The sequence below is a fragment of the Pseudomonas crudilactis genome, from assembly GCF_013433315.1.
In the GTDB taxonomy this organism is placed as follows: domain Bacteria; phylum Pseudomonadota; class Gammaproteobacteria; order Pseudomonadales; family Pseudomonadaceae; genus Aquipseudomonas; species Aquipseudomonas crudilactis.
Genome location: NZ_WXVV01000078.1, coordinates 1 through 259, shown reverse-complemented (window position 1 = coordinate 259; position 259 = coordinate 1). Strand labels below are relative to the sequence as shown.

The following is a 259-nucleotide window of genomic DNA, read 5'->3' as shown; positions in this document are numbered from 1 at the left end:
CACTGCTGAGTTCGGGATGGGATCAGGTGGTTCCAACGCTCTATGGTCGTCAAGAAATTCGGGTACCGAATCGTGGCCAGTTGGCCTCGCTTCAGCAAATTGGGTATGTGATGGCTTTCGGTGTTTTGTGCTGCTTTTTTAAGTGCAGTCGAACTTTCGGTTCGTTTCGTCTTCACACACCGCAATCTGGCTTTTAAGCGCAAATTGCTTGGGTGTTATATGGTCAAGCCTCACGGGCAATTAGTATTGGTTAGCTCAA

At 48.3% G+C, this 259-nt stretch carries 1 rRNA gene; it reads right to left on the bottom strand.

Annotated elements, in window-relative coordinates:
• Positions 1 to 54, bottom strand: a 5S ribosomal RNA gene (rrf, locus tag GTU76_RS30705); the annotation flags it as partial.
• Between the last annotated feature and the right edge of the window lie 205 nt (positions 55 to 259).